Origin of the sequence: Streptococcus gordonii, assembly GCF_001553855.1 — a bacterium.
Taxonomy (GTDB): Bacteria; Bacillota; Bacilli; order Lactobacillales; family Streptococcaceae; genus Streptococcus; species Streptococcus gordonii.
On sequence record NZ_LQWV01000038.1, the window covers coordinates 82,160 to 109,123 of the forward strand.

General features: G+C 41.8%; 25 protein-coding genes. 5 read left to right on the forward strand and 20 right to left on the reverse strand.

Annotation, left to right across the window (positions count from 1 at the left end; genetic code table 11):
- Nucleotides 1–107 precede the first annotated feature (107 nt).
- Genes glmM through cdaA form a run of 3 tightly spaced genes read right to left on the reverse strand, consistent with a single transcriptional unit; the run spans nucleotide 108 to nucleotide 3,088 of the window.
- Nucleotides 108–1,460, reverse strand: coding sequence for a phosphoglucosamine mutase (gene glmM / locus AWH02_RS08380; RefSeq protein ID WP_045502390.1), 1,353 nt, complete (start codon nucleotides 1,458–1,460; stop codon nucleotides 108–110).
- Nucleotides 1,461–1,496: 36 nt separating this feature from the next.
- Complete coding sequence (locus AWH02_RS08385) at nucleotides 1,497–2,243, reverse strand: CdaR family protein (RefSeq protein ID WP_045502387.1); 747 nt, start codon at nucleotides 2,241–2,243, stop codon at nucleotides 1,497–1,499.
- Nucleotides 2,240–3,088 carry a diadenylate cyclase CdaA gene (cdaA, locus tag AWH02_RS08390; protein WP_060553762.1) on the reverse strand — a complete coding sequence of 283 codons (849 nt, stop codon included), beginning with the start codon at nucleotides 3,086–3,088 and terminating at the stop codon, nucleotides 2,240–2,242. The genes AWH02_RS08385 and cdaA overlap by 4 nt, the downstream gene beginning before the upstream one ends.
- A gap of 100 nt (nucleotides 3,089–3,188) precedes the next feature.
- On the opposite strand from cdaA, the gene murT reads away from it, so the two are divergent.
- Genes murT through AWH02_RS08405 form a run of 3 tightly spaced genes read left to right on the forward strand, consistent with a single transcriptional unit; the run spans nucleotide 3,189 to nucleotide 5,593 of the window.
- Nucleotides 3,189–4,532, forward strand: coding sequence for a lipid II isoglutaminyl synthase subunit MurT (gene murT / locus AWH02_RS08395; protein WP_060553763.1), 1,344 nt, complete (start codon nucleotides 3,189–3,191; stop codon nucleotides 4,530–4,532).
- Entirely contained in the window at nucleotides 4,532–5,317 is a 786-nt protein-coding gene (gatD, locus tag AWH02_RS08400; protein WP_060553764.1) for a lipid II isoglutaminyl synthase subunit GatD, read from the forward strand. Before murT ends, gatD begins: the two co-directional genes overlap by 1 nt.
- An 18-nt stretch (nucleotides 5,318–5,335) precedes the next feature.
- The gene (locus AWH02_RS08405) at nucleotides 5,336–5,593 is read left to right on the forward strand and encodes a lipopolysaccharide assembly protein LapA domain-containing protein (protein WP_012000335.1); all 258 of its coding nucleotides are present in this window, start codon (nucleotides 5,336–5,338) and stop codon (nucleotides 5,591–5,593) included.
- 8 nt (nucleotides 5,594–5,601) lie between these two features.
- On the opposite strand, the gene AWH02_RS08410 is transcribed toward AWH02_RS08405, so the two are convergent.
- From AWH02_RS08410 to AWH02_RS08445, 8 genes are all read right to left on the reverse strand, one after another.
- Nucleotides 5,602–6,792, reverse strand: a complete 1,191-nt coding sequence (locus AWH02_RS08410; protein WP_060553765.1) for an MFS transporter — start codon at nucleotides 6,790–6,792, stop codon at nucleotides 5,602–5,604.
- Nucleotides 6,793–6,870: 78 nt separating this feature from the next.
- Complete coding sequence (locus tag AWH02_RS08415) at nucleotides 6,871–7,734, reverse strand: Rgg family transcriptional regulator (protein WP_060553766.1); 864 nt, start codon at nucleotides 7,732–7,734, stop codon at nucleotides 6,871–6,873.
- A gap of 4 nt (nucleotides 7,735–7,738) precedes the next feature.
- Entirely contained in the window at nucleotides 7,739–8,095 is a 357-nt protein-coding gene (locus AWH02_RS08420; RefSeq protein WP_060553767.1) for a hypothetical protein, read from the reverse strand.
- A 45-nt stretch (nucleotides 8,096–8,140) separates the two neighbouring features.
- Entirely contained in the window at nucleotides 8,141–10,036 is a 1,896-nt protein-coding gene (locus AWH02_RS08425; RefSeq protein ID WP_060553768.1) for an ABC-F family ATP-binding cassette domain-containing protein, read from the reverse strand.
- 225 nt (nucleotides 10,037–10,261) lie between these two features.
- Nucleotides 10,262–10,579 carry a hypothetical protein gene (locus tag AWH02_RS11205; protein WP_223358693.1) on the reverse strand — a complete coding sequence of 106 codons (318 nt, stop codon included), beginning with the start codon at nucleotides 10,577–10,579 and terminating at the stop codon, nucleotides 10,262–10,264.
- A gap of 325 nt (nucleotides 10,580–10,904) precedes the next feature.
- A complete protein-coding gene (locus AWH02_RS08435; protein WP_060553769.1) occupies nucleotides 10,905–11,570 on the reverse strand; it encodes an ABC transporter ATP-binding protein in 666 nt (221 codons plus the stop codon).
- The gene (locus AWH02_RS08440) at nucleotides 11,571–12,632 is read right to left on the reverse strand and encodes an ABC transporter permease (protein ID WP_060553782.1); all 1,062 of its coding nucleotides are present in this window, start codon (nucleotides 12,630–12,632) and stop codon (nucleotides 11,571–11,573) included.
- A gap of 67 nt (nucleotides 12,633–12,699) precedes the next feature.
- On the reverse strand, nucleotides 12,700–13,308 hold the full coding sequence (locus AWH02_RS08445) for a TetR/AcrR family transcriptional regulator (RefSeq protein ID WP_060553770.1): 609 nt from the start codon (nucleotides 13,306–13,308) through the stop codon (nucleotides 12,700–12,702).
- A 109-nt stretch (nucleotides 13,309–13,417) separates the two neighbouring features.
- Here AWH02_RS08445 and AWH02_RS08450 point away from each other — a divergent pair, with 109 nt between their 5' ends.
- Complete coding sequence (locus tag AWH02_RS08450) at nucleotides 13,418–14,143, forward strand: hypothetical protein (RefSeq protein WP_060553771.1); 726 nt, start codon at nucleotides 13,418–13,420, stop codon at nucleotides 14,141–14,143.
- Nucleotides 14,144–14,418: 275 nt separating this feature from the next.
- Here AWH02_RS08450 and AWH02_RS08455 read toward each other — a convergent pair whose 3' ends face one another.
- The 9 genes from AWH02_RS08455 to trpX form a co-directional block, all read right to left on the reverse strand.
- The gene (locus tag AWH02_RS08455) at nucleotides 14,419–14,877 is read right to left on the reverse strand and encodes an SP_0198 family lipoprotein (RefSeq protein WP_060553772.1); all 459 of its coding nucleotides are present in this window, start codon (nucleotides 14,875–14,877) and stop codon (nucleotides 14,419–14,421) included.
- Between the two features lie 259 nt (nucleotides 14,878–15,136).
- On the reverse strand, nucleotides 15,137–15,529 hold the full coding sequence (locus tag AWH02_RS08460; RefSeq protein WP_060553773.1) for a YbgA family protein: 393 nt from the start codon (nucleotides 15,527–15,529) through the stop codon (nucleotides 15,137–15,139).
- 147 nt (nucleotides 15,530–15,676) lie between these two features.
- The gene (locus AWH02_RS08465; protein WP_060553774.1) at nucleotides 15,677–16,390 is read right to left on the reverse strand and encodes a hypothetical protein; all 714 of its coding nucleotides are present in this window, start codon (nucleotides 16,388–16,390) and stop codon (nucleotides 15,677–15,679) included.
- Nucleotides 16,391–16,502: 112 nt separating this feature from the next.
- Nucleotides 16,503–18,908, reverse strand: coding sequence for a phenylalanine--tRNA ligase subunit beta (pheT, locus tag AWH02_RS08470; RefSeq protein WP_060553783.1), 2,406 nt, complete (start codon nucleotides 18,906–18,908; stop codon nucleotides 16,503–16,505).
- Nucleotides 18,909–19,425: 517 nt separating this feature from the next.
- Nucleotides 19,426–19,935 (reverse strand): GNAT family N-acetyltransferase, encoded by a 510-nt coding sequence (locus tag AWH02_RS08475; protein ID WP_060553775.1) that lies wholly within the window; start codon nucleotides 19,933–19,935, stop codon nucleotides 19,426–19,428.
- Nucleotides 19,936–19,980: 45 nt separating this feature from the next.
- Nucleotides 19,981–21,030, reverse strand: coding sequence for a phenylalanine--tRNA ligase subunit alpha (gene pheS, locus AWH02_RS08480; RefSeq protein WP_048779733.1), 1,050 nt, complete (start codon nucleotides 21,028–21,030; stop codon nucleotides 19,981–19,983).
- 929 nt (nucleotides 21,031–21,959) lie between these two features.
- Nucleotides 21,960–22,718, reverse strand: a complete 759-nt coding sequence (locus tag AWH02_RS08485; RefSeq protein WP_060553776.1) for an ABC transporter ATP-binding protein — start codon at nucleotides 22,716–22,718, stop codon at nucleotides 21,960–21,962.
- A complete protein-coding gene (locus AWH02_RS08490) occupies nucleotides 22,715–23,581 on the reverse strand; it encodes an ABC transporter permease (RefSeq protein WP_045773730.1) in 867 nt (288 codons plus the stop codon). Before AWH02_RS08490 ends, AWH02_RS08485 begins: the two co-directional genes overlap by 4 nt.
- 66 nt (nucleotides 23,582–23,647) lie before the next feature.
- On the reverse strand, nucleotides 23,648–24,652 hold the full coding sequence (trpX, locus tag AWH02_RS08495) for a tryptophan ABC transporter substrate-binding protein (protein WP_060553777.1): 1,005 nt from the start codon (nucleotides 24,650–24,652) through the stop codon (nucleotides 23,648–23,650).
- A gap of 566 nt (nucleotides 24,653–25,218) precedes the next feature.
- Here trpX and fbpA point away from each other — a divergent pair.
- The gene (fbpA, locus tag AWH02_RS08500; protein WP_060553778.1) at nucleotides 25,219–26,871 is read left to right on the forward strand and encodes an Rqc2 family fibronectin-binding protein FbpA; all 1,653 of its coding nucleotides are present in this window, start codon (nucleotides 25,219–25,221) and stop codon (nucleotides 26,869–26,871) included.
- The last annotated feature ends 93 nt before the right edge of the window (nucleotides 26,872–26,964 follow it).

Here is a 26,964-nt window from a genome sequence, read left to right on the forward strand (position 1 = left end):
GAAAAATAACAAAAAAATCAGTTATAGTACAAGATATATATGTAAATGGATTCATTTCATACAAAAAAGTAGCAAAATCAATGCTACTTCTTTGTTTTCATAGTTATTTATTCAATACCAATTTCTTCACGAACGACATCCGCAATCGTATCAACATAGAAATCAACTTCCTCATGACTTGGAGCTTCCGCCATTACGCGAAGTAATGGTTCAGTTCCACTTGGACGAACTAAAATCCGTCCATTTCCTGCCATTTTTGCTTCCATTTCTTCGATAATTGATTTAATAGCAGGTACTTCCATCGCCTTATCCTTCATGCTATTCTCCACTCGAATATTGACTAATTTCTGAGGATAAATAGTTACTTCAGATGCAAGTTCTGATAATTTTTTACCAGTCTCTTTCATGATTTTGGTTAATTGTACAGCAGTTAACTGGCCGTCACCTGTTGTATTATAGTCCATGATAATCACATGTCCAGACTGTTCTCCGCCAAGATTATAGCCAGATTGGCGCATCTCTTCTACTACATAACGATCTCCAACAGCTGTTACAGCCTTTTGAATTCCTTCTCGATCTAATGCCTTATGGAAACCAAGGTTTGACATAACTGTCGTGACAATAGTGTTTTGAGCCAACTGACCCTTTTCAGATAGATACTTACCGATGATATACATAATCTTATCACCATCAACCAGCTCACCATTCTCATCCACAGCAATCAGACGATCGCTATCTCCATCAAAAGCTAAACCAATAGCAGCGCCCGATTCTCTTACAATCTCTTGTAAAGCTTCAGGATGAGTCGAACCAACATTCAAGTTAATATTGAGACCATCTGGGTTTTCTCCAATAACAGTCAATTGAGCGCCTAAATCAGCAAAAATCTGACGAGCACTTGTTGAAGCAGCACCATTAGCCGTGTCTAGAGCAACATGCATTCCTTCTAGCTCTAAACCAGTTGAAACTAGGTATTGTTGATACTTGCGTAGTCCTTCTGGATAGTCAACAAGAGTTCCGAGTCCCTCAGCACTTGGACGTGGCAAAGTATCTTCAGTCGCATCAAGCAGAGCTTCTATTTCTAATTCTCGATCATCATCCAACTTGTAGCCGTCACCACCAAAGAACTTGATACCATTATCCAGTGCTGGGTTGTGGCTGGCAGAAATCATAACTCCGGCGCTTGCTTTTTCTGACTTAACCAAATAAGCTACACCTGGAGTTGCAATAACTCCAAGTTTATAAACATGAATACCAACTGATAAAAGACCAGCAATCAAGGCACTTTCTAACATTTCTCCTGAAATCCGTGTATCACGTCCAACGAAGACCTTAGGCACTTCACTTTCGTGCTGGCTCAGAACGTAACCGCCAAAACGACCTAATTTAAAGGCCAATTCAGGCGTCAATTCCACATTTGCTTCTCCGCGAACACCATCGGTTCCAAAATATTTTCCCATTATTCTATTTTTCCTTTCAGGTTATAAACTGTTTTATTAATGATTAGAAGAGCTCGTAGAAGTTGAGCTTGTACTTGTCGAAGAAGAACCTGACGTCTTAGTCGTAATCTTCAACGTCGTTTCATAAGGACTAATGACACTCGGTATTGCAGTCCCAGTACTGTCTACAGCTCTCAAAGTTGCAACGCCTGTATAATTACCACTAATGACATCACTCTCTGGCAAGACTGCCTCTACATGGTCAATTCTTTCCATGTAATCTTCATCAGTAAAGACGGTAACCTTCGAATCACCGAAATTGACACTTGAAATTGAAACCCCTTTAGCAACCTGACTTTCTGTGATAGTGGTCTGTACAGGAAATGTCTTACTCACGCGCTTACCTACTTTTACAGTGATTTTATCAGGATTTACTGTTGCTGTCAGGCCACTAGGTAGATTATTAATGCTTAGTTTCACCTCTGAGATTCCAGTCTTAACATTGGTCAGATCAGCTACTATTTTAAATTTTCGTGTACTCTCCTGCATTTCACTAGCCAAGGTTAAGCGATTTGATCCCGTCAAACTAACTGTTGCTTCGGAAGAGAAACCACTAATAAAATATTCATCGCTGTTGTATTTAACGTCAATAGGAACATTCGTAATTGTATTAGTGTATGTTTCAGACTTATTTAAGCGAATGTTGGCATTGTTTTGGAAATTGTTTGAGGTTGCATAAACAAATAAAACCAGAGCAAAAAAGACAGAGGAGAGGATATACCAGATTTTTTTATAGTTTTTCATTTTCTATGCCCTCCCAGTATACGCTGATGCCAACCTTTTTTATCAGGTTGATCAGGAGCCAAAACCTTACGAAGCTCCTCTTCAAATTCCTGCAGAGACAAATCATGCTTGAAGACACCATTGTGAGTGATAGAAATACCTCCCGTTTCCTCCGATACAATGAATGTAAAAGCATCAGAAACCTCAGATAGGCCGATTGCAGCCCGGTGACGAGTACCAAATTCCTTGGAAATCCTTGAATTTTCTGTGAGAGGAAGATAAGCACATGATACAGCAATCTTATTATCTCTGATAATGACTGCACCATCGTGCAAAGGAGTATTGGGGATAAAGATATTAATCAGTAATTCACCTGATACATCCGCATCCAAGGGAATTCCAGTCGAAATATATTCTTGCAAGGTTCTGCTACCTTGAATCGCAACCAAAGCTCCAATCTTACGTGGACTCATATACTCAACTGCTTTGACAGAAGCTTGGATAAGCTTTTCTTCCGAGCTCATAGGAGTTGCTGAAAAAAGATCTGTTGCTCTACCTAAGCGTTCGAGTCCTGTTCGAATTTCTGGAGCAAAAATCACTACTGCTGCAATAACCCCATAAGTAATAACTTGATTAATCAGCCAAGAGATCGTTGCTAGGCCTAGAACATTTGCAATTATTTGTCCTAATACAAAGAGAAAAACTCCACGCAGGAGAATCATAATTTTTGTTCCTGCAACAGCCTTAGTAAAGAAATATAAGATCCAAGCCACCAAAGCAATATCAATGATATTAATCAAAATACTCCAGGGGCTGCCAAACAAACTTGACCAGTACTGGAGATTAGACAATTGTTGAAAATTCATAATCAATCCACCCTATCAAAGAAAACGTTCTTTTCTATTATATCATTTTTAGTAGTTTTTTTCTGTAATCAAATTTACTTTTTATGATAAAATAATTCTTATGAAGATAAATACACTTTTAGGTCTCTTGGCAGGTAAATCCTCCCACTTTGTCCTCAGCAAAATGGGACGTGGATCTACTCTTCCTGGAAAAATTGCCTTAACCTTTGACAAAAACATTTTACAAAACTTAGCTAATAACTATGAAGTCGTGGTTATTACTGGAACAAACGGAAAGACACTGACCACAGCTTTGACGGTGGGCATTCTCAAGGAAGCTTTTGGAGAAGTTACTACTAATACCAGTGGTGCCAATATGATTACAGGGATTACCACAACCTTCCTGACTGCTAAAAAAGGCAAATCTGGTAAAAATATAGCTGTGCTAGAAATAGATGAAGCCAGCCTATCTCGGATTTGTGACTATATCAAGCCCAGCCTCTTTGTCTTTACCAATATTTTCCGTGACCAGATGGACCGCTATGGTGAGATCTACACAACTTACCAGATGATTTTGGATGCTGCAGCAAAAGTTCCTGAAGCGACAGTGCTAATGAATGGGGACAGCCCTCTCTTTAACTCAGTTAGCCTAAAGAATCCTGTCCGCTACTATGGATTTGACACTGAAAAAAGCCAGGCCCAGCTAGCTCACTATAATACTGAGGGCATCCTCTGTCCCAAGTGCGAGCATATCCTCAAGTATGAGCTCAACACCTATGCCAATCTAGGAGCTTATATCTGTGAGGAATGTGGTTTCAAGCGTCCTAAGCTAGACTACAGCCTGACTGCCCTCAATGCTCTTGAGCATAACCGCTCTGCCTTTACCATTGATGGGCAAGACTATCAGATTAATATCGGTGGGCTCTACAATATCTACAATGCCTTGGCTGCAGTGTCAGTGGCTCAATTCTTTGGAGTTGAGCCTTCTACAATCAAGTCTGGTTTTGATAAGAGCCGAGCTGTCTTTGGCCGTCAGGAAACCTTCAAAATCGGAGATAAAGAGTGTACCCTGGTTTTGATTAAAAATCCAGTTGGTGCTACCCAGGCCTTGGAAATGATTGAGCTTGCACCTTTTGACTTTAGCTTATCTGTCTTGCTCAATGCTAATTATGCGGACGGCATTGATACCAGCTGGATCTGGGATGCTGATTTTGAGAAAATTTTAGCGATGAATATTCCTCATGTCATCGCAGGTGGTGTCCGTCACTCCGAAATAGCTCGTCGACTGCGAGTAACGGGTTATCCAGCAGATCAGATTAGTGAAGTCAAAGACTTAGAAGAAGTTTTCAAGGCCATTGAACAGCAAGAAACCAAGCATGCCTACATCTTAGCAACATATACTGCAATGCTGGAATTCCGAGAGTTGCTGGCAGAGCGTCAGGTTGTTAGAAAGGAGATGAACTAATGGTTTATACATCCCTCACTTCTCCTGATAACCAGGACTACCCTTACGATATTAAAATTGCCCACCTCTATGGAGATCTCATGAATACTTATGGAGATAATGGCAATGTGCTCATGCTTAAATATGTGGCAGAAAAGCTAGGTGCTAGAGTTCAAGTGGATATTGTCTCTCTGGAAGATGGTTTTGACAAGGACAGCTACGACATCGTCTTCTTTGGTGGTGGCCAAGACTATGAACAAACGATCGTAGCTCGTGACTTACCAGCTAAAAAGGATGCCTTAGAAAATTTTATCAACGAAAATGGCGTAGTGTTAGCTATCTGCGGTGGTTTTCAACTCTTGGGAAAATACTATATCGAAGCATCCGGTCGACGGATCGAAGGATTAGGTATCATGGGACATTACACCCTCAACCAGACAAATAATCGCTATATTGGTGATATTAAGATTCATAATGAAGAATTCAATGAGACCTACTATGGCTTTGAAAATCACCAAGGACGTACCTTCCTCTCTGAAGATGAAAAACCTCTTGGAAAAGTCGTCTATGGAAATGGAAACAACCAAGATGATGGTTGCGAAGGCGTTCATTTTAAAAATGTCTTTGGTTCTTACTTCCATGGTCCCATCTTGTCCCGCAATGCAAACTTGGCCTACCGTCTGGTGACCACAGCTCTGAAAAAGAAGTATGGCTCTGATCTTAAATTGGCAGCTTATGAGGACATCTTAGCACTAGAAAAACAGGAAGAATATGGTGATGTCAAAAGTAAGGCTGAATTTGAATAAATACCTTGGAGAAATATTATGAAAGAAAAACTACACTATATCCTACTTTTAATTACCGTTCTATTGGTTGCTGGTATTTCCTTGGCCAATATGCAGAGCGTCAATGTTAGCTTTATCCTATTTAGCTTCAAACTTCCCTTGATTATATTGATTTTGATCTCAGTACTTCTAGGATCTATTACGACCTTTCTCATCAGCATGGTAAAAAATTTCTCACTGAAAAAAGAGCTTAAGAAAACCAAGGAAGTACTTGAAAACTCACATTCAAAAAACTAGGTTGGAATTTATTCCAGCCTAGTTTTTTGTATTCTTATTTGATAGATATAGGAAAGAAAAGCTAGTCCAATCACCCCTAGGCCAATCAGTAGAAAGGAAAGAGTGTGGACGCTTGGCAGCAGAGTCATTAGAAAAGTCGCAGGAGGCATGAAAAGAATTGCCAGCGTGTAGATCGTTGAGAAAACGCGGCCTAGATACTGCTTGTCCACCTTGGTCTGAACCTGGCTGAAGAAATGAATGTTGAACACAGTCATAAAGAGCTCACAGATAAGATTACCAGAATAAGAAAAATAGGGATGAACCTGTATCAAGGCAGAGACGCCCATGACTGCGACTCCAACACCGGTCAATAGCAGGGCTACAAGTAAGTTGCCCATACTGGCCTTAACCTTGCTGGCTAGCATGGCTCCAATGATTGAGCCTATAGCTCCCAAACTCAAAATGGTCGCATAAGAGCCTGTCTTGCCGTAAAGCTGATTGGTAAAAGGCAATAGATAATTAAAGGCCGCAAAGAAAAAGTTGACTGCCGAAGCTACCAAGAGCAGAAAGAAGATTTCTTTATGCTGACGGATATAAACTAAACCTTCCTTGATATCTCTCAGGATATTTCCAAGATTGATGGGAGACTTCTGCTTGCTTGGCTCATGATTAGGCAGAAAGTAAACCAAGGCAAAAGCCAGAAAGAAGCTAAGGGCATCCAGCTGAAGGGTCATGCGCAGATTCGCATACTGCATCACGATAAAAGACAAAACTGGAGCTGAGACACTGATAACTTGCAAGGCCAATTCCAGATGAGAATTGTAGGCCACGATGTCTTCTTTGTCCACAATTTCGGTAATATAAGACTTATTAGCTGGTCGAGAAAAAGCAAAGGCTATAGCCTGAACCACATTAGCAAAAATCAGCGCTCCAATCATGAGCTGGTCATTAGAGATAAAAGAAATCAGCAAACAAAGACCAGCACAAATCAAATCTGTTACCATCAACACCTTACGCCTGGAAAAGCGGTCCGCAATGGCTCCACCAAAAGGATTGAATAAGATGGAGGTGACTAGCTCTGATATCTGATAAATGCCCAAGACCGTCTGTCCCAGAGCTCCCAAAGAAGCAAGCCAGATGCTATTTCCATAGTCATAAAGCATATTCCCAATTTTATTAATAGCAGCCCGTGTAATCAGCTGTGCTGCCTGTCGATTCATAAAAATACCTCCTTCCATTTCTGAAACTATTGTATCAGAAATGGAGGGAGGTTCTTTGTTTTTCCCATATTTGGGAAATTATACTTTCACAAACTTATCGAAATGCTCTTGATAATAAGCAACTTGCTCAGGTAGTTCCAGCACTTCAAAGATATGCATAGCTTCCTGCATTTGCTTGATTCCCTGCTTCTTCTGTCCCATCTGATAAGCCGCAAAACCTTTGAAATAGAGGAATACATTACGTTCATAGAGTTTGATGCCCTTGCCAATGATTTTCTCTACGTAAGCCTCAAAATAACTAGCCTTATCAAAAGAACGACTTTCCAAACAGTGCTGGTAGCAATTAAGAGCTAGAATCAAGACTAGTCTCTTATGGCGACCGATTTCTTTGTAGTAGTCCTCCCGCTCCATAACTTCCTTGCCCAGACGGTAGACATAGTCCACATCATAAAAACTATAGAGATTACCAAAAAGAATCAGCTCATACATGGTCCAATCTTCCACTTGAAAGAGATAATCAGCCACCTTATCTAAATCCTCTTGCCTCATGCGAAACTGACTCTCTCGTTGACAAATCAAGCCCTGCATCAAAATCCAATTCAGCTCATAGTAAAGAGGAACACTGCTGGCCTTGGCCTTTTCCAACTGCTCCGCTTGCAAGTCCTGAAATCCCTTGATGTCATTTGAGTAGTAAAGAGGGATAATCTTACCCATCATGGCCACGTGCTCATGCTGCTGGAAATTCCGTGCCTTGTCCATAAAATTTTCAAGGGTCACATGAATATTATCCAAGAGATCTAAAAATTTCGAGAGAGTCATATCCGACTCACCCAGCTCAAAACGAGACAGCTGAGAAGTCGAGCAAACCTGACCCGCCGCTTCCTTCAAAGAATAATGCCCATTTAAACGAAAATCACGAAAAACCTTGCCTAAATTTTCCATTTGTTTACCACTTAAATTCTTTCAGTTGCTTTTCCAAATCCTGTAAATAGGCTTCATCCAAGCCATTCCGGTCTTTTGCTGGGGCTTCCAGACTGGCCAGATAAAGCAAGAACTGGTCCGCCAGTATTTCATATTGATGGAAAGGCAGGTGCTTCATCTGGGCCTGAACGAAATCAGCAGCCTCTGCAAAATGCTCGCTTTCCAGCAACTCTTGCAAATAATCAGCTCCATCAAGCTGCCGGCCTTGCTCATCTTCAAACTGCCCCAGATCCAAATGCTGGATTGTTAGGCGCAGAGCCGAACCAAGCATATTGGCCGCTCCCTTGATCTGCCGCATAAACCAATCGTTTTCTGTCGTCATCAGTAGCTCCTTCCAAAGCGGGCGGACTGACTGCCCCTAAAAATACTAGACCTTCTCCGCCAGCTCTTCCCACTCTAGCATGGCTTCTTCTTGGGTGGCGGTCAACTGGTCGATTTGCTGCTGGCTCTCCATGAGTTCGCCGGCGTCATTAGTGGCCTCCATGGCTTCCTGAAGCTGACTGATCTGGCTGTCCAAGTCCTCGATTTGCGCTTCCAATTGCTCTAAGCGGCGGGCCAGCCGGCGCTGTTCTTTCTGGTTTTCCTTTTGGATTTGATAGTCATTGGCAGGGGCAGGCTTATCAGAATCAACCCGCTCCGTCTCCTCACGCAAGGCTTCCTGCTCTGCCTTTTTCTCCAGATAGTAGTCATAATCACCTAGATAAAGGGTGGAGCCTGTTTCAGAAAGCTCGATGATCTGGGTGGCTACGCGATTGATAAAGTAACGGTCATGGCTGACAAAAAGCAGGGTGCCATCAAAGTCAATCAGGGCATTTTCAAGCACTTCCTTGCTGTCAATGTCTAGGTGGTTGGTCGGCTCGTCTAGGATGAGGAAGTTGTTGTTTTCCATAGACAGCTTGGCTAGGAGCAGGCGCGCTCGCTCTCCACCTGATAGCATGCCGACAGACTTCTTGACATCATCTCCTGAGAAGAGGAAAGCGCCTAAGCGATTGCGAATCTCGACCTCTGGCGTCAGCTTGAAGTCATTCCATAGCTCATCAAGAACCGTATTGCTGGGAGTCAGCTTGCTCTGGGTCTGGTCATAGTAGCCCACTTCCACATTAGCCCCCAGCTGCTCCTTACCTCTGATGAAGGGCACTTGACCGATTAGTGATTTAATCAAGGTCGTCTTTCCAATCCCATTTGGCCCGACAATAGCTACCGCATTAAACTTGCGAATATCAAGGTTAATCGGCTCCGACAGGACTTCCTCTCCGTAGCCAATAGCCGCATCTTCCAAGGTCAGCACAACATTTCCAGAAACCTTATCGGATTTGAAGGTCATATTGGCCGAGCGGCCGCCGGTCTCCGGTCTGTCCAAACGCTCCATCTTTTCCAGCTGCTTACGGCGGGACTGAGCCCGCTTAGTAGTGGAAGCCCGAACCAGATTGCGATTGACAAAATCCTCCAGCGCAGCGATTTCTTTCTGTTGCTTCTCATAGTTCTTAGCTTCGGTAGCTAGCTTTTGCTCCTTTTGGACCACGAAGCTAGAGTAATTACCCACATATCGATCTAAGGAATGCTTGGTCAAGTCCAGCGTGATGGTCGCAACCTTGTCTAGGAAATAGCGGTCGTGGCTAACGATGATCAGGGCACCGCTGTAGTTGACTAAGTAAGTCTCCAGCCAGGCAATGGTCTCGATATCTAAGTGGTTGGTCGGCTCGTCCAGTACCAGCAACTCTGGCTTTTCCAAAAGCATCTTAGCCAGAGCCAGACGGGTATTCTGCCCGCCCGAAAGCTCAGAAATCTTCATCTGCCACGTGGACTGGTCAAACTTGAAGCCATTCAAAATAGCTCGAATATCGGCCTCGTAGGTAAAACCACCTTTCTGGCGAAAATCCTCTGACAGCTGATCGTACTGGGTCATGAGAGCAGTCAACTCTTCCCCTGACAATTCTCCCATTTGCAGCTCCATCTGCCGCAAGCGCTTCTCTTGCTGACGCAGTCTATCAAAGACCAGCAGCATCTCATCGTAGATAGTATTCTCCGACTCAAAGCGGCTGTCCTGAGCCAGATAGGACAGAGACAGGTCGCGTTTTTTATTGATCTGACCAGACGTAGGATCTTCCTCGCCCACCAAAATCTTGAGCAGGGTTGACTTCCCAGCTCCATTTTTACCGACGAGGGCAATCCGGTCACCCTCATCCACCTGCAGGTTAATATTGTCAAAAAGAAGCTCCCCTGCAAAAGAGCGCTCAATCTTGCTTACTTGTAAAATAATCATAAAACCATTATAGCAGATTTGCTTCTCTCCTGCTATCTACTAGATATTTAAAAATTTCAGCAGATTCATTATCCTAGAGATTTTGCTAAACTGATAGCTCCCATATGGAAAATCTAGTAAAAAAACATCTCAAAACTTAGATCTTTCCACTAAGCTTCAAGATGCACCATAAACTTTCGAAAGTAATAAGCAAGTAACATTTTCCAATATTGACTTTTAAATCACTCAATCTTTTCCCGGCTGACCACCAATCACGACTTTTTTGGCTTTATTATTGTTATCAAAAAGAATAAAATAATACAACTTTTTTCTATGAGTCTCAAAAAAATGATTCTCTTGTCCTATATAATATCCCTTTCGGGCGCCGGGTTTCGTTTCATAATCAAATTTACCATAACGCTCCACTATCTCCCATTCTCTTTTCCCGATAATCCACTGATCATCATATTTCCAGTAAATGCGCCTGGAAAAATAGAGAAAAACTGAAAGAGCAAACATTGCCAAGAATAAAAGACATAGTGTAAGCTTAGACTTATTTTGCATTGTGTTCCTTTCTGATTTATTACTTTTAAAAAATAAAAGTAGCAACTTTTGCCTTCCAAAGATTAGTCAAGGCTAGCTAGATTCTTTATTAAACCTTATTAAACCCATCTCTCCATTTAAGTAGCAAAACAAACTGCTTTACTTATGATTTCTGTCTCAAAATTTCTAATGAGTATTTCTCCTATTCCACTACAACAAATTCGATAATTCATCTTTCAAAACTGTCTTTCACTTATGATGATTTTATACAAAAAAGACAAGCCTGTCAACGAAAAACAGGTTGCCTATAAATGGTTTTAATAGATCTCACAAGCTTTTTAAAGCTTTATCGAACTTGAGTTAGTGTACCATCCTGCATTTCATAGATCTTATCAACCTCATCCAGTAGGCGGGTATCGTGGGTAATCATGACTACACTCTTATTGAATTTCTGAGTAACCTCTTTAAGCAAATGAACCACGCGCTTGGCCCTTTCCGTATCCAAACTAGCTGTCGGCTCATCAGCCAAGATAATATCCGGGCTATTGTAAAGGGCTCTAGCGATAGCAGCCCTCTGCCGTTCCCCACCGGACAATTCTTTCGGATACTGCTTGAGTGTTCCTTTTAGATCTAGTAGCTCAATCAGACTGTCTAGATCCGTTCTTTCCTTCTTAGATAAGCGGTCAATCAGCTGGAATTGGTCTTCGATTTTCAAAAAAGGAATGAGATTGGAGGCCTGCAAAATGAAGCCGAAATCATTGAAACGCAGAGCCACCCGTTCCTTTTCCTTGAGCTGGGAAGTATCTTTCCCATGCAGCAGAATCCGTCCTTTTGAGGGAGTTTGTAAATGCCCCAGCAAGGTCAGAAAGGTTGTTTTACCCGAGCCTGATGGCCCAATAATAGCTACAAACTGTCCCGCTTCCAATCGGAAATCAGTTGGTTTCAGGGCTTGAACCAGCGTATGCCCCTGACCATATTCTTTTGTAACCCCTTTTAGTTCTATGATTGACATTTACTCACCTCCAATTGCTGTAATAGGGTCAATTTTTAGAACCCGACGAATGGACAAGAGTCCTCCAGCCAGTGACATGAGAACAATCAAGGCAATCAGTCCTCCATAAGCTCGCCAATCACTGTAAAAAGGCACAGAGGCAGGTAAGGCCAATTGTGTCCCCAAAAGTGCCAAAACAGCCAGACTTATTCCCAGAGTGGACAGGATGAAAATCTGCCAGAAAATAGAAGCAATAATCTTTCTACTAGCAATTCCTTGGGCGCGCATAATACCATAAAGATGCGTCTTTTGTATGGTAATGATGTACATGAAAATTCCCAATACCAAAAATGTAATCAGAACCATCGCCCCAATCATAAAGGAAAAGGTCAGTACCTGAGCCTGATAACCCGGAATATTTTCTATCAATTCCCCCATAGAGAGTTGACTAAGACCTGCTTCTTCAATCTTCTGAGCATCTTTTACTATAAGTGCGCTGATATTCTTAACCTGACTAGAGCCGTACTTTAATTCCCTGAAATCATCTAGAGTCATAAAAATTACAGGTTGCGTAAAGAAGCTATTATCCTCTGTAAAACCAACAACTTGATAGAGGCGTTCGCTTCCATTGAGCTGAAGCTGGTCGCCTATTTTTACACCTTTTTGCTGTAGGCGTTTATCAACAATAATTTCATAAGCATTATCAGCTGACCGACCTTCACTCAGTTTCGGAGATAAAAAACTATTCCATGCCAGACCAAAGACTTGGGCATTAATTTTTTCTGTTCCATCTTCACGGTTGGCTACTACTGCCATCTGTCCCAAAGCTGCTATTGAGTCCCCTTGGAGATGAGGGCCATATTCTTCTTCCTTGATGATCGAAGCAGATAGATTCTTATTGGCATACTCAGATAAAACAACTGACTGCGCTCCCCACTGATCTATTGCCAAGCGATTAAGACGAGCCAAACCGACGGAAAGACTGGATAAAAAGAAAACCATATAGGTAATGAGAAAAACAACGGCAACAACCATACGGTACCTTCCGCGACTGTAGACAATCTCTTTAAAAGCTAAAAACAAAGCCATCCTCCTTTGAAAGATTCCAGACTATTATATCATAAAAAAACAAGATACAGAAAATATCCCATCAGTCTCCCCGCATGTGCTCTCTAACAAAGCCTGCTAGACCGACAGTGGTCACCTTAGTATGAAAATCACTCATTTGCTGAGACTTATAATGAGGATGAGCCAACCAGTAAGTCAAGGTTCCCATAAAGGAAGCCGCCTGATGATTCATCAGTAAATCCGCTTCTACCTCCTCTAAATGTGGATCAGCCAAGAAAATACTCTGCGAAAAAATCTCCCTCAGAGCTTCCTGCAATCGCCGCAAACTAGTAGGACTACCATTGGGTCCCAAAAGAATGGCTAAGTCTTCCAAGTATGACTCAAAAAAATGAAAAAGATTTTGTTTCTCATGGATGTAGTCTTCCACTTTAAAATCCTTTTCTAACTTGAACAAGCAGGCAGAATCTAGAGCCTCTTGATAATAGGCCTGCAAATCATCTAGCAAGCGGTTTTCAATCTTCTCTAGCAGATCATACTTGTCCAGATAATGCCGATAAAAAGTACTGCGATTCACCTCCGCCAAATCAATCAATTGGCGAATACTGATAGTCTCAAAAGTCTGCTCTTTCATCGACTGTAGCAAGCTTGTCTCTATAAGCTTTTCTGTCTCTCTTCTTTTTTTCTCATACATGCTATTCACCTCAAAATGCAACAGTCTCTCTAAAATTGGTGCTTGTCTACCATCCAGCTCCCACTATATAATAAATATAAGCAGAAGACAAGAACAAGAGGATTAAAAGATGAAGATTATGATCAATCAAAAAGAAGTCAGTCAAGAAAGAATCGAGCAATGGCGAAAGCAAAGAATCCTTAAAGCAGCTAAGATGCTTAATCTGCAGCTACCTAATACTGACAAGACGGAGATTTTAGACCAAGCCCTACTGGAAGCAAAAATGAAGCTGACATACGAGGAGCTAATCCAGAAAATCGGAACAAAACTCAAATGGAGCCAATGTTTGATGAAATGGGTAGCAAAATGGTCCAAGAAACCACGAAAAAGAGCTGTTGTAACGATTTATGCAAGTGGACTGACTGCCACTTCTTTCAGTAAAAGGCTAGAAAAGTTGATGTTAGAAAATACAGATGCTCATAAAAGAGCCAATCTTGGTGCCTGTCCAGACCATTATGCCTTGCAGTCGCGCGGTAGCATCCTTGAAGTCATTGAGACAGCAGGAAACAGTCCTCTGCCGACACAGTTTTTTCTTGATCTTGGTGGTGAGGCTGAGATAGAGGAACCTCGTGATGCGTCTTATCCCTTCCAATCTGTCGGTGTCGCTAGACTAGCGAACGATTGCAATGTAGGTGGTATTCGCCATCAGTTTCGCGACACAGAAAAAGGCCTAGAAGCCCGATTCTGCGTCGAATTCCCCAGTCTTTGTCCAGACAGCCTTATTAAAGAACACCAGCTCCACCTGGCTGCCGAATGGTCAAGGTGGATAGCTTGGTGCAGAGAGCATAAAGAATGAATTTCCTTCCAAACAAAAACAGCCTACTTCCATCTTAAAGAGACCGCAGCAAGGCTGTTTTTCTTCTACATTTAATCAAAGATAATCATGGACTTAATCTTAATGGTCTTGCTCTTACTCATGAGTAAATGAATCAATAGCAAAATCTTCAGGTTTAACAGTTGTCCACCTCAGTCCTATTTTTCGACAATTCCAATAGGTTGTGACTACTGTTTTTATGTCACTTTGCAATTATCCTGAGATCCGTTTATGTCTACAGTAGATTGTTGTCTAACTTACTGCTTCGTAAAGTTTAGAGTATCTGGATCGTCATCCAGTTCGCTAACAGTTAACTGATTGCCATTTTGTTGATAAGTTTTAACATCGTCACCAACAATCAAACGCTGATTAGCTGTATCAACCTGAACTTGCTTGATTTCCTTACTTCCATCTACTTCTGTCTCCGTCCATGTCCCAGAGGCTCCATTAATTTGAAGAAGATGTTGATCTCCATCATGGTCAGTCGCCTTATAACTACCATCTAGATTGGAAGTTTGGGTTGGCTTAGAAGAGTTTGCTTGACTAGAAGAAGATTCTGTATTAGAACTAGTTGCTGACTGAGAACTTTGACTTTTGACATCTGGAGACTGAGAGTTAGCATTAGTCCCTTGGTTGTTATTTCCTGAGCAAGCTGTTAAGAGGACAGCTGCTGTAAGAGATATAATTGCCAAAATTGTTTTCTTCGGAATAGACATATCGATTCCTCCTTTTCTACATTTGTAGTTTATGCTTATATTCTACACTTGTCTGTTTTATTTGTCAAGAGAAAGAATTTTGTTTTCTATTAAGAATTCTATATTACTGATGCAATCAATCAGATCTAGATCTTTTCTTTTAAACATTAGAAAAATCCCCAGTCTAATTTGACTGGAGATATAGATTAATATTCTTATCCTATAAAATCACAAAGCTACTAAGAGAACAGGTTTGCGATGTCTCCTTAATGTCCGAGTATCATTCTTCATGCTGAAATAACAGAGTCGATTTTTGCAGATAAGGGTTGGGGTACTTGAGGAGCAGGTCTTTTACAGCCACAACCAAATCTTTCTGATCAGCCATACCGGATTGGTAACGAAACAAAAGATGCATAAAATCTTCTTTTTCAGTCGTGCTGGCTTTTTTCTTAAAATAGCCCCAGATATGCTGAAAGGCATTGCAGACCTGACCTCGGTTTTCTGGTAGGGCTATAGCTTGGTCAATCAAGGCTTGAACATGAGCTACTTCTACCGATTCACTTTTCAAGTATTGACGAATTTCCAGATAGATCTTACTGGAATGACTGAGGACTAGGTATTTATTCCGAGCCCAAAGAGTCTGACACAGAGACATTTGGTTTAAATCTTTCATACTTACTTTTCCTACCGATTTTTCATTTTGAATTCTTTTAACCTCATTCAAATCATTAGTCGTATCCTACTTCTCAAATTTTCAAAATATAATTCTACCACAAAGTCAACATGATTTGAAAAGGAGGATGATTCACTAGTCTTTCTTTTATTCTGGGAAAATCCATTCAATATGAGGCGCCTGACGACTAATTTCCTTATAAATATCATTAAAATCAGCACCAGACAAGTTATTTAAGTCAATAGAGTCTAGAGTACTACCATTCTTATCATAAAAATAAAGCAAACGATAGGTTTTCTTCATATCATCAGAACTATAGGTTTTGATTTTATATTCAATCTTCTTGACCTTGTCCAGATCAATTTCATTCATATCTTGGAAAATTGAAGATTTAATATCCAGTCTCCCTTCTGAGATTGTCATAGCTGGAGGTTGTTTAGACTTTATAAAAATAGAAATCAATAATAAAGAAATCCCAACTGCTGAACCAATCAAGACAGTTGTAGCAAAATCATTATCTTTTTTCTTTTTCTCTTCTTTTTTCCTTTTTATTTCATCCTGTTCTTGCTTTAATTCTTTATTATAACGATCTACAAAACTTTGGAGCCGGGCTTCTTTTTCTTCAGGAGTCTCATCTTTGGGACCATCTTCTGAATCAAACAATCGTTTTGCATCTTGGATAGTTATCGGTGTCTCTTCTAATTTGTATTCATCCATCTTGGCATCAAAACTCTCTTCAGGATCTTTAGAGTTACTCGCGCTAAAGGTAGAAGAAGAGTTCGACCAAACAACAAAAATTACAAAAATAGTAATCAAGACAATACCAACAAGCTCACCTGCATAACTTCTCTTATACTGCATCAGAAACCTCTTAACAAATTTTTAATATGACTAGAATATCATAAATCAAGCCTTTTATAAAGCTCCTTATATAAAAAAAGCAGCCTGTAAAGACTGCTTCATATTTTATGTACTATCTCACCTCTGCACCGAGTTTTTCGGTCAGAGATTTTTCGATTTTTTCCATATATTTAGCCACTTCTTCGTCAGTCAGGCTGGCTTCTGGATTTTGGAAAGTCAGGCTGTAGGCCATGGATTTGAGACCGACACCTAGCTTGTCACCAGAGAAGATATCAAAGAGCTTAATATCTGTCAAGCGCTTAACACCAGCTTCTTGGATTGCATCAAGGACCTCTTGGTGAGTGATATCAGCCTTGAGCAAGATGGCCACATCACGGCTGACAGCTGGGAATTTAGTGATTTCCGTAAATGGCTGTGCTGGCTGGAGCTGCTCTTCGATAGCAGAGAGGTTGAGCTCAGCCACATAAGTTTCAGGAATATCGTAAGCCTTGGCTGTCGCAGGATGGACTTGGCCGACAAAGCCGACAGGCTGGCCATTGATAGAGATTAAAGCAGTCCGACCAGGGTGTAGACTCTTGATTTGGCTGCTAGCCGCGTATTCTGCTGTCAAGCCCAACTTAGCAAAGAGTGCTTCCACTACACCCTTAGCGTAGAAGAAATCAACTGCTACTGGCTTGGTCTGGAAGTCTTTTTCATTAACCAGACCTGTCAAAGCAAAGGCAAAGCTATTGATTTCATTTGGCAGGTCTTCCTTAGGATTGCCAGTCTGCTCAAAGACTTTTCCAATCTCATAGAGAGATAGATTCTTGTTTTTACGAGCCACATTGTAGGCTAGGGAGTCCAAAATGCCAGAAACCATGTTCTGACGAAGAACGGAGCGATCCACTGTCATCGGCCACATAAGCTCAGTCAAGTTGCTAGGATTGAGAGTGAACTCAATCGCCTTTTCTGGTGTCGTCAAAGCATAGGTAATGATTTCTGTCAGTCCAGCTCCCTCGGCTAAAGTCCGCACTTGGCGGCGCAGTTTCTGCGTTGCAGTCAATTCACCGGCAGTCCCGTCATCTTTTGGTAGGCTAGCTGGCAATTTATCATAGCCGTAAATACGAGCAATTTCTTCATAGAGGTCTGCTTCGATTGAAATATCCCAACGACGGCGAGGGACACTGACAGTGAACTGTTCAGCATTTCCTGATAGGCCAAAGCCTAGTCTGCGGAAGACATCCTCGATATCTGTATAAAGCAAGTCCGTTCCTAGCACACGGTTGACATCCGCAAGACTAGACACCACTTCTACATCTCTAGTATCTAAGCTACCAGCGGATACGATACCAGACTGAACAGTTGCACCTGCCAAGTCTGCAATCATGCTTGCCGCAGCATCCAAAGCTTCATTAACAGTTGCTACATTGATACCTTTTTCAAAGCGGGAAGATGATTCCGAGCGCAAGTTAAGACGACCGCTGGTCTTGCGGATTGATTTTCCATCAAAGACAGCTGCTTCCAGAACAACACGAGTGGACTGACCGGAAATTTCAGTCGCTGCTCCGCCCATGACACCAGCCAAAGCCACTGGCTTATCTGCCACAGTAATGACTAAATCGCTGACTTCCAGCTCGCGCTCTTCGCCATCCAGAGTCACCAGTTTTTCACCAGCACGCGCTTCCCGCACGACAATCTGGTCACCCTCAAACGTATCCAGATCAAAGGCATGCATAGGCTGACCAAAGTAGAGCATGATGTAGTTGGTCACGTCCACTACATTGTTAATCGGACGGATTCCTTCATTCATGAGGAGATTTTGCAGCCACTGAGGACTTGGGGCAATAGTGACATTTTCCAAGATACGGGCCACATAGTAAGGGGCTTTGTCAGTTTCAAGAGCCACTGATAGACTGTCAGCTGCTTGCTTTTCATTCTCCACCAGCGGAAAATCCTTGAACTGTACTGACTTGTCATAAATGGCAGCCACTTCATGAGCCACCCCACTCATAGACAGAGCATCTGCCCGGTTTGGCGTGATAGAAAGCTCGATAATCTCATCGTCCAAGTCCAGATAAGAGAAGACTTCCTCACCCGGCACTGCTTCTTCAGGCAGGATTTGAATGCCATCCGCAAATTCCTTTGGCACAACAGAATCAGAAATACCCAGCTCACTGAGAGAGCAGATCATACCCAGTGACTCCAAGCCACGGATTTTTCCCTTTTTAATCTTATAATTGTCCGCAATGCGAGCACCTGGCAAAGCCACCATGACCTTGATGCCTGCGCGGACATTTGGAGCACCACAGACAATCTGACGGTTCTCCTCTTCTCCGACATTGACTTGACAGACATGCAGGTGGGTGTCAGGAACATCCTCACACGATACCACCTCACCAACAACAATTTTCGACAGGCCATCAGCTGGTGATGTCACACCTTCCACTTCAATTCCTGTCGTTGACATTTTCTCAGCCAGCTCAGCGCTCGCCACATCAATGTCAACTAACTCTTTTAACCACTTATAACTTACTAGCATATTTAAGATACCAAGGGCGTCAAAAACGACTGAAAAATAGGAGATTTGCTCAAGCATTCGATGAATGCTCGCAAATCTATCTTTTTTCCGAGTTTTTAGCCCGGGTTCAATTCCTTTCTCTATTCTATCACTGAGGAACTTGACCGACCAAATTTTAGGGATTTGTCTGAAATCCTGATTTCAGAAACAAATCATCTAATTTTCGAGCTTTTAGGTCGTATTCATTTCCTCTCTTTAAATTTTCTGCACTTGTGCTGTGCCATTACTACAAAGGATACCAAGGGCGTCAAAAACGACTGAAAAATAGGAGATTTGCTAAGCATTCGACGAATGATCGCAAATCTATCTTTTTTCCGAGTTTTTAGCCCGGGTTCAATTCCTTTCTCTAATTCTATCGCTGAGGAACTCGACTGGCCAAATTTTAGGGATTTGTCTCTGAAATCCTAATTTCAGAGACAAATCATCTAAATTTAAAGCTTTTAGGTCGTATTCATTTCCTCTCTTTAAATTTTCTTGTTTATTTCAATTTCTTGCGCAGCATCCAGTCTGTGTCTACTGTCTCACCAGTGATATAGTCGTGCTGGCTGAACTTTTCAAAGCCATATTTGAAGTAAAAATCTTGGGCTCTAAAGTTCTTCTCCCAGACGCCCAGCCAGACACAGTCAAAGCCTCGTTTCTCGGCTTCATCTAAGGCAAATTCAAACATCTCCTTGCCCAAGCCTTTACCATGATAGGCTTTTAAGACATAGATTCGCTGAACCTCAAAGGCTTGTGGTAGTTCTTGCTCCGTTTGAGCCTGTCCCCAGTTAAACTTGAGAAAACCAGCAATTTTACCGTCTTTGACAACAAAATAGGTCTCTGACTCAGGATCTTCCAGCTCCTTTTCGATAGTTGCAAGCGACAGCTCATTGTCAAAATAATGAGCCATATCAGCTTCCTTGATAAAAGGACCAAAAGTTTCTTGATAAGTCGCGACCTCTAGCTCTCGCAAGAGGCTCGCTTCTTCTTTTTTGACTCTGACTAGCATACTGCACTCCTTTCTCAGAAAAGCTGCATTGATGATTACAGGTTTCTACTTAAACTGCTGAGAAAAACGAATATCTCCTTGGTAGAAGCCACGAATATCGTTGATACCGTAGCGAAGCATAGCTACCCGCTCTTGACCAAGACCAAAAGCAAATCCAGAATACTTATCTGCATCAATACCGCTCATTTCCAACACGCGCGGATGCACCATACCAGCTCCCATAATCTCAATCCAGCCGGTCTTCTTGCAGACATTACAGCCGGCACCACCACACTTAAAGCAGGAAACATCCACTTCAACAGACGGCTCTGTGAATGGGAAGTATGACGGACGCAGACGGATACTGCGGTCTTGGCCGAACATCTTCTGAACAATCAGTTGCAGCGTTCCTTGCAGGTTGGCCATGGAAATATTTTCTCCAACCACCAATCCTTCAATCTGATGGAACTGGTGGGAGTGAGTCGCATCATCGGTATCCCGGCGGAAAACGCGCCCTGGTGAGATCATCTTAAGTGGCCCTTTAGAAAAGTCATGAGCGTCCATAGCTCGCGCCTGTACCGGACTGGTGTGGGTTCTGAGTAGGATTTCCTCTGTAATGTAGAAAGTGTCCTGCATATCCCGTGCTGGGTGGTCCTTAGGCAGATTCATCCGTTCAAAGTTGTAATAGTCCTTTTCCACTTCAAAGCCGTCCACGACCTGATAACCCATCCCGATGAAAATATCTTCGATTTCTTCACTAGTCTGGCTAAGAATATGACGGTTCCCTACCGGAATTTGACGGCCTGGCAGGGTCACATCCAAGGATTCCTCAGCCAGTTTCAGAGCGACTAATTGCTCTTCCATCTCTTGAGCAGTCTTTTCAAAGGCTGCTGTCAGAATGTCTCGCGCTTCATTGACGTGTTTTCCAATAATCGGTCGCATTTCAGCTGAAATATCCTTCATTCCTTTCAGGACTTCAGTCAGCGAACCCTTCTTACCCAAGACAGCTACACGCAAATCCTGTAGTTCCTTTTGATTCTCAGCCTTGAGCTGCTTGAGAGAAGCTAGAGTCTCTTCGCGCAGGCTTTTTAGTTGTTCTTCAATCGTTTTCGTCATTTTCCCTCCAAAATAAAAAGCGCGCCAATCTCCATAAGCGGAGCGTTGACACGCGGTACCATCCGTTTTTATCTGGCAAGCCAGACCTTACTTATCAATCCTAGAGCAAGTGAATTCGCCTAGCTTTCATCTAGAGAGCTTCCAGTCGATGGCTCCCCTCCCTGTTAAACTTCCCCTAGGTTACTGGTCTTGCGGATTGCTATTTAATTACTTAATATTCTAGCAAATTTCCCCTATTTTGGCAACAAAAATAAAAAGCTCCTGGCATCCATTTAAAACGGAATAGCCAGGAGTGCATCTTGTTTACTGATTATTAACGAAGCAACTTGAGTAGCTAAAAGCTACTGACAAACAATTTACTTGATGATTGATTCAATCTTTTATAGCCCTAAAGAATGATTTTCTTTTATATCGATCTAATAAGAAAATATATTTTATCGTACAAAAGCAATGACGATTGTATAATTCGAAGTCCGAAAACCATTGAAAAGCTTCTCTCTTCATTGTTGCTCTCTGGGGTTTTTTTCTCATTTTAAACTCTTATTTTCCATAGCAACAATCTGCAATCGTCACAAGAGATAATTCGGTTCAGATATTTTTTAACAATACCTCCAACTAAGACGAACAACAAATCAGTAAACAAGGACATAAACTAAAATATAGATAACTTAAAACAGATTTGAATTTCTGAAACCCATTGGAATCAGTCCTTTCTATTTGCTAAGCCATGCATTCCTTATCAAAGGAATGAAACGTTTAAAGAAGGAAAGAAGAATATCAAAATTCTTAATTTCCCACCTATCTTTTATTCACTATTAGTGTACTCTTTTATCTTTAAAAAAGCAAGCGTTTACATTGTTTTTTTATAATATTTTTTGCAAAATAAAAAGCTAATTGGAGAACCTTTTAGGCCTCAAATCAGCATTTTTCTATTCAAACAAACTATAATAATCTGAAATGGTCATTTGAGCTTTTTCTTCTTGCTTAAGATCCTGAATAATCTGACCATCCTTCATAACAATCAGGCGATTGCCGTACTTAAGCGCATCTTCCATATGATGAGTAATCATAAGAGCAGTCAGCCGGTCTTTTTGGACAAAATCGTCTGTTAACTCCATTAAAGCCACACTAGTCTTAGGGTCCAAAGCTGCTGTATGCTCATCCAGTAGCAAAAGTTCAGGACGTTTGAGTGTCGCCATTAAAAGACTTAGGGCCTGTCTTTGACCACCTGATAGGAACTCAATTGCTGTATCCAAATGCCTTTCTAGGCCATTGCCAATTTTATCAATAGTCGCCTGGAATTCTTCTTTATAATGGTTCAATCGGCGAGGAAAAAGACCTCTTCTCTCTCCTCGAAACTTTGCAATCAAGAGATTTTCAGCAACAGTCATACGAGGCGCTGTCCCCATCTTTGGATCTTGAAAAACTCGAGAAAGGTATTTTGCTCGTTTTTCTGGTGAGTAATGAGTCACATCTTCACCTAAGAGATGAATACTGCCACTGGTTAAAGGTAAGGTCCCAGCAATTACGTTAAAAAGGGTTGATTTTCCGGCACCATTTCCACCCAAAATAGTAATAAAGTCATGCTCATGAATCTGCAAAGAAACATCATTCAAAATGACTTTTTCTTCATCCAGACCGTTACTGACAACTTTTGTGGCATTTTTTAATTCTACAATGACTGTCATTTGCTTAATGTGACTCCTTTAAAGAATTTATTTTTAAGCGTGGGAATCATAAGGCAGATTGCCAAAATCACCGCACTGTAGAGACGTAGATAGCTAGTATTAAAGCCTAAAGCAATAACTGCCCAAATCAGAAATTGATAAGCAATCGCTCCTACCACAATCGTCATCAGTCTTTCAGCCAAAGTAAGACTCTTAAAGAGAACCTCTCCAATGATTAAGCTGGCCAAACCTATAACAATGACTCCAATCCCTCTTGAAGCATCCGCATAACCTTCTTGCTGGGCAATCAAAGCTCCAGCTAAGGCAATCACTCCGTTGGACAAGACCAAGCCCATCAGCTCCATCCGGCCAGTATTGATGCCAAAGCTACTGGCCATATCAGGATTGTCCCCCGTAGCAATGTAGGCCTGGCCTAGCTTGGTATCAAGAAAGAAAAGCAAAGCTAGAATAACCAGAGCTACAAAAATCAGGCCTAGAAAGATTTGATTCATTTCCTCTGAGAAAGGAAGAAAGTCTTGAATTTTTTTTGCTCCTAGTAGCCCCAGATTGGCTCTTCCCATGATCATAAGGATTAAGGAATGGCATGAGGTCATAACCAAAATCCCAGACAACAGAGTCGGAATTTTTCCTTTGGTATAAAGCAAACCCGTTGCAAAACCAGCCAAACATCCAGCTAGAATGGCAATCAAGGTCGCCAACAGTGGATTGACTCCCTTAGTAATCAAGGTGACAGCGACAGCTCCTCCCAGAGGAAAGCTGCCTTCTGTCGTCATATCAGGAAAATTCAAAATCCTAAAGGTCATAAAAATTCCTAGACCCAAAATGGACCAGAAAAGACCTTGTGAAATAATCGAAATAATCATATTCTATCCTAACTTTGTATTAAAACTTGCCACTCAACTAAGGCTTGAGTTTTTAAGTCTCCTTCCTTACTCAATCACTTGTCCAGCTTCTTTGAGGGCATCTTCTGGTACAGTAATTCCAAGTTCTTTGGCATTCTTCTTATTGATGACTGACTTACCTTTATTAAAAATTTCAACTGGTGTTTCTTCTGGTTTTGCACCTTTCAAGATTTTAGCAGCCATTTTTCCTGTTGCAACTCCAAGGTCATGTTGATCAACAACAACTGATGCAAGTCCACCTTCTTCTACCATAGCAGTCGCACTTGGATAGATAGGTTTTTTAGCGTCTTTATTGCTAGATACTACAGTCGCAAACGCTGATGCGATGGTATTATCAATTGGAATCCAGATAGCGTCAACCTTGCCAGTCATAACATTCATAGTTGAAGCAATTTCGTTGGTTGATGGAACAGAGTATTCCTCCACCTTGTAACCTGCCTCTTCGGCCAATTTTTTGAACTCTTCCACCTGAGTTTTAGAGTTATCTTCACTGCTAGAATAGAGGGCACCGATAGTTTTCACATTTGGCGTCAATTTTTTAATCAACTCTAGCTGTTGTTTGGCTGGATTGTGGTCAGAAACACCAGTTATATTTCCACCTGGTTTTTCAAGATTTTTTACTAGATTAGCTCCGACTGGATCAGTGATAGCTCCCATAACGATTGGCTTGTCCTTAGTAGCTGCAGCCAGTCCTTGAGCAGACGGAGTCGCAATCCCAATCAGCACATCATTGTCATTAGACACCAGTTGCTTGCTCATGGTAGCAACCTTACTCTGATCACCCTCAGCATTCATAAAATCAATTTTAATATCATCGGCCTTGTAACCTTCTTCAGCTAATCCATCTTTAATGCCTTTATAGATTAAATCAAGTGAAGGATGGCTGACATACTGTAAGACTCCGACTTTGACTGTTTTCTTATCTGTAGTAGACTTTGACCCACCACCTTTATTCAAGCTGGAATAAATCAAAGATCCTCCAACCAAGACCACTAAAACTGCTAAAACAGCGAGTAAACGTTTATTCTTCATATTTTTTCTCCATTTCTATTTTTAAGCTTTTTCATTTCAATCCCTAGGGACGCCATCGTTTAAACATGGGCAACTCTCCTTCTCTTTTTTCCAACAAAAAACCTCACACAGGTATTCTGTGTGAGGGCGTAAATCGCGGTGCCACCTCAATTATGGAAAAATAGATAGCATTCTCCCATATCTCTGTCTTGTCTACCAACAAGTTGCACTGTAAGGTGTGCCAACCGAATTCTTATTGTTTCGAATTCATTTGTTTGTTCTTCTAGATTATCTGTATTTAACTAAAAGACACTCTAATCATTAGCCCAATTCATAAAGATTTGCTACTTGTTTTCACCACCCACAAGCTCGCTAAAAACAAATTCATTTACTACTTTTCTAATTTCCTATATTGTAAGTTTTTCCTAATAATATGTCAAGGCTTTTTTGACGATTTTTATAAAATGTTCGGATTTTGATTGTCAATTCCACTTCCAATTAAAACTAGAACAATTTGATATCTCATTGGGAGATTTTACCTTAGTTTTTTGTTATAATTTTCTATAGTAACTTTCAAGGAGATAAGCATGTCTTTCGACGGATTTTTTTTACATCACATGACTGAGGAACTTCGCCACGAATTAGTGGGCGGCCGCATCCAGAAGATTAATCAGCCCTTTGAACAGGAGCTGGTTTTACAGATTCGTAGCAACCGCCAAAGCCACAAGCTGCTCCTATCAGCCCATTCGGTCTTTGGGCGAGTCCAGCTGACAGATACCACGTTTGAAAATCCAGCTGTTCCAAATACCTTTATCATGGTTATGCGCAAATACCTGCAGGGCGCTGTCATTGAAGCAATCAAGCAGGTGGAGAATGACCGGATTTTGGAAATCAGTGTCTCCAATAAGAACGAAATCGGCGATAGCGTGGCTGTGACTCTGGTTATTGAAATCATGGGCAAGCACAGCAATATCATTCTCTTGGACAAGGCTAGCGGTAAGATTATTGAAGCCATCAAACATGTCGGATTTTCTCAAAATAGCTACCGAACTATCCTGCCAGGTTCAACTTATGTTGCACCACCTCAGCCAAGCAGTCTCAACCCTTTCACTGTGGGCGATGAAAAACTCTTTGAAATCCTACATACTGAGGATTTAGAGCCCAAACGCCTGCAGCAAATTTTTCAGGGATTGGGTCGGGATACGGCTACTGAACTCAGTGATCGTCTGACAGCTGACAAGCTCAAAACTTTCCGAGCTTTCTTTGCTAGTCCGACTCAGCCAAGCCTGACCGAAAAATCCTTCTCTGCTCTGCTATTTTCCGACAGCAAGACCCAAATGTCCACGCTATCCGAGCTTTTAGACACTTTCTACAAGGACAAAGCTGAGCGCGATCGGGTCAACCAGCAGGCCAGCGAGCTTATCCGCCGAGTAGAAAATGAGTTGGAAAAGAACCGGAAAAAGTTGGGCAAGCAGGAGGAAGAACTCCTAGCAACGGAGAATGCAGAAGAATTCCGCCAAAAAGGGGAACTCTTAACCACCTTTCTCCATCAAATTCCCAACGACCAAGATAAAGTTGAATTGGACAATTACTACACAGGTGAGAAGATTATCATCTCGCTTGACAAGGCCCTAACCCCCAACCAAAATGCCCAGCGCTATTTCAAACGTTACCAGAAGCTCAAAGAAGCCGTCAAACACCTGACTAGCTTGATTGAGGAGACGCGGACTACGATTCTCTACCTAGAGAGCGTGGAAACAGCCCTTGCTCAGGCCAGCCTGACTGAAATCGCAGAAATTCGGGAGGAACTAATCCAGACTGGCTTTATCCGCCGGCGCCAGAGAGAGAAGATCCATAAAAGGCAGAAACCAGAGAAATATTTGGCAACAGATGGCCAAACTATTATCCTGGTTGGCCGCAACAATCTACAAAATGATGAGCTGACGTTTAAGATGGCCAAGAAGGACGAGCTTTGGTTTCACGCCAAGGATATTCCAGGTAGTCATGTGGTCATCACAGGCAATCTTCAGCCCAGCGATGAGGTCAAGACTGACGCTGCCGAGCTCGCGGCCTACTTTTCCAAGGCCAGACTCTCCAATCTTGTCCAAGTAGACATGATTGAGATTAAAAAGCTAAATAAGCCCACTGGTGGAAAGCCAGGATTTGTCACTTATACAGGACAGAAAACCCTTCGCGTTACACCTGACGCAGAGAAAATCAAGAGTATGAAAACTCAATAACCAAAAAAGCGATTCGGAATATCCGAATCGCTTTTAAACTTAACTCAATCTGTCGAATGGGGAGATATTGATCTCTGTCTTAATCTTCTTCAG

Bases quoted from the DNA above. Each gene is read 5' to 3' on its own strand.
- AWH02_RS08465 (WP_060553774.1), bottom strand. From the start codon at position 16,390: ATGCAGTATAAGAGAAGTTATGCAGGTGAGCTTGTTGGTATTGTCTTG.
- pheT (WP_060553783.1), bottom strand. From the start codon at position 18,908: ATGCTAGTAAGTTATAAGTGGTTAAAAGAGTTAGTTGACATTGATGTG.
- gatD (WP_060553764.1), top strand. From the start codon at position 4,532: ATGGTTTATACATCCCTCACTTCTCCTGATAACCAGGACTACCCTTAC.
- cdaA (WP_060553762.1), bottom strand. From the start codon at position 3,088: ATGAATTTTCAACAATTGTCTAATCTCCAGTACTGGTCAAGTTTGTTT.
- AWH02_RS08490 (WP_045773730.1), bottom strand. From the start codon at position 23,581: ATGATTATTTCGATTATTTCACAAGGTCTTTTCTGGTCCATTTTGGGT.
- AWH02_RS08475 (WP_060553775.1), bottom strand. From the start codon at position 19,935: ATGCTAGTCAGAGTCAAAAAAGAAGAAGCGAGCCTCTTGCGAGAGCTA.
- AWH02_RS08485 (WP_060553776.1), bottom strand. From the start codon at position 22,718: ATGACAGTCATTGTAGAATTAAAAAATGCCACAAAAGTTGTCAGTAAC.
- trpX (WP_060553777.1), bottom strand. From the start codon at position 24,652: ATGAAGAATAAACGTTTACTCGCTGTTTTAGCAGTTTTAGTGGTCTTG.
- AWH02_RS11205 (WP_223358693.1), bottom strand. From the start codon at position 10,579: ATGCAAAATAAGTCTAAGCTTACACTATGTCTTTTATTCTTGGCAATG.
- AWH02_RS08420 (WP_060553767.1), bottom strand. From the start codon at position 8,095: ATGACGACAGAAAACGATTGGTTTATGCGGCAGATCAAGGGAGCGGCC.
- AWH02_RS08460 (WP_060553773.1), bottom strand. From the start codon at position 15,529: ATGAAAGATTTAAACCAAATGTCTCTGTGTCAGACTCTTTGGGCTCGG.
- AWH02_RS08450 (WP_060553771.1), top strand. From the start codon at position 13,418: ATGAAGATTATGATCAATCAAAAAGAAGTCAGTCAAGAAAGAATCGAG.
- AWH02_RS08385 (WP_045502387.1), bottom strand. From the start codon at position 2,243: ATGAAAAACTATAAAAAAATCTGGTATATCCTCTCCTCTGTCTTTTTT.
- AWH02_RS08410 (WP_060553765.1), bottom strand. From the start codon at position 6,792: ATGAATCGACAGGCAGCACAGCTGATTACACGGGCTGCTATTAATAAA.
- AWH02_RS08415 (WP_060553766.1), bottom strand. From the start codon at position 7,734: ATGGAAAATTTAGGCAAGGTTTTTCGTGATTTTCGTTTAAATGGGCAT.
- AWH02_RS08455 (WP_060553772.1), bottom strand. From the start codon at position 14,877: ATGTCTATTCCGAAGAAAACAATTTTGGCAATTATATCTCTTACAGCA.
- pheS (WP_048779733.1), bottom strand. From the start codon at position 21,030: ATGACGAAAACGATTGAAGAACAACTAAAAAGCCTGCGCGAAGAGACT.
- AWH02_RS08425 (WP_060553768.1), bottom strand. From the start codon at position 10,036: ATGATTATTTTACAAGTAAGCAAGATTGAGCGCTCTTTTGCAGGGGAG.
- murT (WP_060553763.1), top strand. From the start codon at position 3,189: ATGAAGATAAATACACTTTTAGGTCTCTTGGCAGGTAAATCCTCCCAC.
- AWH02_RS08405 (WP_012000335.1), top strand. From the start codon at position 5,336: ATGAAAGAAAAACTACACTATATCCTACTTTTAATTACCGTTCTATTG.
- glmM (WP_045502390.1), bottom strand. From the start codon at position 1,460: ATGGGAAAATATTTTGGAACCGATGGTGTTCGCGGAGAAGCAAATGTG.
- fbpA (WP_060553778.1), top strand. From the start codon at position 25,219: ATGTCTTTCGACGGATTTTTTTTACATCACATGACTGAGGAACTTCGC.
- AWH02_RS08445 (WP_060553770.1), bottom strand. From the start codon at position 13,308: ATGTATGAGAAAAAAAGAAGAGAGACAGAAAAGCTTATAGAGACAAGC.
- AWH02_RS08435 (WP_060553769.1), bottom strand. From the start codon at position 11,570: ATGTCAATCATAGAACTAAAAGGGGTTACAAAAGAATATGGTCAGGGG.